1 protein-coding gene is annotated in these 4,761 nt (G+C 47.2%); it reads right to left on the minus strand.

Annotation, left to right across the window (positions count from 1 at the left end; all coding sequences use genetic code 11):
• Nucleotides 1-4,522, minus strand: a 4,522-nt coding sequence (locus KDK17_RS09330) for a hypothetical protein (RefSeq protein WP_257287920.1), incomplete at its 3' end; no start/stop codon positions are given.
• Nucleotides 4,523-4,761: the final 239 nt, after the last annotated feature.

Genomic DNA, 4,761 nt, shown 5'->3' on the forward strand with positions numbered 1-4,761 from the left:
CAGCCACTGTCTGATAACCGTCGACACCTCTGATGGCCTTCATGTAGTTCTCAAGCTCAGTCTTGCTGATCCGTCCTTCACGCAGCAAAGCGATGACCTTGTTACCACTGGCAGAACGGGTAGCAAAGTATTCCGGGAAGCTTTTCAGAACGCCTGCCAGAACTCCTGGTAGATGCTCGATGTAGTGAATGCCTGCTGAGCCCATGCTGCGAATTCTGTCGTCGTATTCTTGTGCCCCTCTTTCTATTCCGTGCCTGGCCGCGTAAGTCAGCCGCAGGACTGTGTACGGGACACTCAGGGGCGGATGATCTTCTGCAGGTTCGAAAGGAGGTTCAGGAAAGGTCGTTTTCAGGTTTTTGAAAACTTCCACAATCCAACTGGCCTGTTCAAACGTCAGCTTGTCTCCGACCATTGCTCGCAAGCCAATGGGTGCAAATTCGTCGTCAAAATCAATAGTCGGAAAGTAGGGTATTTCCTTACCGTTTTCTAATGCTAATTCTGCCAGACCATTTGCAGCTTGCAGAGCTAGTTGTTTGAGAGGGTGCTGCTGCGCGAATGTGTGGAGATCGTCGAGAATTTTTGCCTGTATCGGCGTGTACTGGGAGGGGGTGCCGTCATTTTCGACGGCTTCTTCGGCAGCCTTCAGGACTTTTTTCATTCTTCCAATGTCTGCTTTCCTGCCTTCAATCTGAGCTTCCAGACTGGCCTGTTCCTGAAGCAGTTGCCAGATCTTGTCGGCATCAGCGTGATCACCGCCCGGTTGTAACCGTTTGTTTCTCAGGGCAGTACTGCGTCCTTGATTGGTGTCAGAGGTTTGCTCATCATCTGCGGGCGGAGCCAATCTGGTCTGAATTTTTTTTATTGCCTGATTGAGTGCTTTTTCGTCTTCATCCAAGGCAGCAGGATGGGCGTCAGTACGACCTGAAAATACCACCTGTTCGCGAAGGATAGCGTCCAGATTGTGATTAGCCGCCTCCAGCTCACTTTCAGCTTCTTTTATTGTTCGCCTGGTCATGGCTACCTCACGGTCAAGAGCGTACCGGGGTTTAGGCTCCAGCCGAGCCATTTGCTTGTCAAGCTCATCTTCAATAGCTGCGATTCGCTCATCAACGGTAGGCTGATCCGCCTTGAAAACTTCTTTATCCAGCTGCAGGAGTTTTGCTTCAATCAAACGGTTCTGGTCGTCGATAGTGGCATCTTCCTTGTAATCCTTAATATTGAGCTGATAGGCCATTTCATTGTTTCTGGCCCTTTTGACACTTTCATCCTCGTAGACCTGGTTTACTTCATCAATTAACACCCAAATTTTCGCTATCAGGGCGTCCTTCTGTTCAATCAGGTTGGCATCTTCTTCAAATGCCACATCCAGATCACTGGCCAGTTTGGCAGTGAAGGCCATGCCCCTTTGTTCAGCAGCAAGGCATCGACGAAGGTAGATATCCACCTCTATCTCTATAGCTTCAAGCATTTTGTTCTGTCGTGCATCGCTTAGCGCATCCAGATACGAATCTTCAACTTTATAGGTAAGACTCACACCAAGCTTCTTGAGTTTGAGAGCCCTATCGTCCAGATTTGCGCTGTCTTGTTTCCAGACGGTTTGATCTATCAGATCCAGTGTGCCATCTGAGAGATTATCGACTTTAATTATTTCATCAAACAGGGCAAGTCTTGCTGCTCTGCTTTGCGCTTCATTCATTGCGAGGGTAAGTATTGCTTCTACATCGTCCAGCAGCCTGGTCTGTTGTTCTGTGGCTTGCTTATTCGGACCCTGGTCTTCGACTTTATAATGAAGATGCGCAAGGAGTCTTTTGAGTTTGAGGTCCTTCTCGTCAAGAGCCTTGCCATTGTGTGTCCAAAGGGTAATGTCTATATCATTCAGTATGTCATCTGAGAGATTATCGGCGTCAAGTATTCTATGAATTCTGCTGAGTCTTGCTGTTTTGTCATCCTCTTTGTTGACTTCGAGGTTGAGTATTCTTTCTACGGCATCCAGTATATCCAGGGCTTCTTCATCTGCCCGTTGTCTGGCTTCCCTGATAAATCTCTGCATGTCTTCAGAAATATGCTTGCGACGGAGATAGACATCGAACTCTTTACCGGGGGGATCCCTCTCCAGGGCTTTTTCCACGTTACTCAGTGTCTCCAGGACTTCAGGCATAGCTTTGGGGTGGCCGGGTGTTTTGATGTCATCCAGTTCCTTTTGCAGCCTTGCAAGCTTGAAGAGCTTGAAATATACCGTTCTTTCCAGTGTGTCGCGGTCTTTCAGTTTGCTGTCTTTACCTGGATCAATACCAAGAACGGCAGCCAGAGCGTCTTTTCTCGCCCTGGTGTAAGAATCCTCTAAATCTTTTCGATTATTAAGTCTCTTAACTCTCTGAAGCAGGCGTTTATTTTGAGCATCCATTGTCTTAAGCTTTTGAAGCAGATGTTCTTCTTGAGCGTCAACACCTGCATTGCTATCGAGATCCTGAATGTTTAAATGTGCGGCGATGGTTGCATAGCGGGCCCTGATTTCATCTTCTTTTTCAAGATTTGTTCTGCTGCCTTGTTGCTCAAGATGGTGCTGGAAATGTTGCTGAATATGGTTCTGAAGATGGTGCTGAAGATGTTGCTGTTGTAGTACGATCGTAGCTATCTGTTTCTTATTTTGTTGCTTAATGGCCTGAAAACGGACTTCCGGGCTCTTTTCGTGATCCGGGGTCAGACCGAGCTGACTTTCAATGTCAGCCAGACTATTCTCGATTACCTGTTCCCGATCGGCCAGTTCTGCTTTTAGTTGACGCAACTGCTGTTGAAGCGACTGCTTGCGGGTATACGGATCGTTTTCATCGTCTGAAGCCATATCCTGCTTGCTTTCAATGGCCGCCTGTTCTTCTTCTAAAGCTTCTTCCCCGGGCTGTCCTGTTGCAGCAAACGATGTTGAGGCAATTGATGTTGCGGCAACCGGTTGTTTGATTTCATGGATTTTCTGGCCGATGTGTCCGGCTTGTTTTTCTGCCAGCTCGTTTTCCATCTCAATCAGCTGCCCGGCAAAGTCGCCAATGACTTTGGAAACAAAGTTACCGCCTTTGTCAAAAGAATCGCTGGCAGGATCATCATAAAAATATTTGTTATAGATATTGTTGAAGCTGGGTATAACTTCGTGAATATCCTGAACAAAATGCCAGCTAGTCAGAAAATTTCTTAGCGCAGGTTTGAAGCCGAAGTGTTTTACGAACTGAATATGCATCCAGGTTGGCATGAAGTAGAACGAAGTAAATCCGACGTGCGGTATTGTGAATTTAAATTCATCTGCTCCAACTGAAGCAGCACTGGTCAATGCCTGCTGAAGATGTTCATAGTACGCAAGCGTTGCCACTTTATCATCGTATTGTTCACCTGAGTCAAGTCCAGCATTTTGCTGTGCAGAAAACTCCTCCAGCATTGCCATTTGCCTGCTTCGAATAACGTACTTGTAGCTTTTGACCTTGTCTTTTTTAACTCGTGCTGTTGTATAAGGAGTGGGGGCATTGCAGCCAAATTTATCCCAGATGTAATAGAGACCTTCCACAAAAGCGACATCGGTCGGATTCTGTTTCTGACCACGGAAAACAATAATCTCTCCCGGAGTCTCTGTTACTTCCAGTTTTGGATAACCAGCAGGTACAGGATAAGCCTGTGTCTCATCCTCGACGTGAACAACATAGCCGACGGGTTTATGGTATGACAAAAGATCATCCAGAATGCCCTGTTGTAAATCTTTTCCGAGAACATGAACCTGGGTATAGGCGGAGGTGGCTGCTGCCAAAAGCACCTCATCATTAACAAAAAGTGATTGACCCAGACGCTGAAGTTCAGGAGGCTGATCTGCTGCGGCGATGAGACGCATGAAAGTGCGCCGGTTCACTTCAACCTTGTCTACTTCGAGGATGGCAAGGGCAACATAGTGATCAGCTTCGCCAAGTTTGCCTGCCCTTTTATTCGCCCCTTTCAGCACTCCCACCAGATGATCGGTGCTGGCAATGCCAGTAAACGGTTCTAATCTCCAGGTGCCCCCTAATTGAGCCCGAACAGTCCTGATTGAATCCTGATGGGTCATACTCTCTCTGACTTCGATAAGCAGTTTCTCTTCTGCAAGGTTATGGGTGAATCTGAAGACCCCCTCATTTCCCACCTTCAGGATTTTGCTGTACTTCTGAGCAACGTCATTCTCGTCTGTTGCAAACTGATCAATACTGGCAACACCACCCTCAATGCCAGAAAGAATGTCCGTGAAGCCTTCAGAAGGAATGTCGTAGCCCGCTCTGACTTCAGTCTGGTCAGGGTAAGTGGTGGTAAAGGTTTTGGGTATTGGCTGCTGGTCATCTCCTAAAGTTGGCTTAACGATGACCTCGCTCTGGGTAAACTCCGTATGTCTATTGCCCTGAATATCGACAGATTTTATCTGCAGCCTGCGATCGGCCAGTGCCTGTGTACCAATGACGGAAGAGCTGATGGTTATGGCCACTGCAAGGCTTAATGCATTGGGGCGAAAATATCTCATTCTACTGCCTCAGAGCTGAGTATTTTTATTACTGTGAAAAGTGATTGCCACAGCAGGCGAGGAAGCGACTTCTAATCGCTCGTGGCTGTCAGCGGGTCACTGTTTCAGTTAGAAATCTGGACTGAGTGGTTATTTCCCTTAATGGCCATGAACTTTTTGATCATCGTCCTGTTGCTTATTGTAGAAGGCACCCAGAGTGTAGAAGTAAGGAATACTTTCTGCATGGGAGAACGACCATT

The organism is Endozoicomonas sp. SESOKO2 (assembly GCF_024606245.1).
Classification (GTDB): Bacteria; Pseudomonadota; Gammaproteobacteria; order Pseudomonadales; family Endozoicomonadaceae; genus Endozoicomonas_A.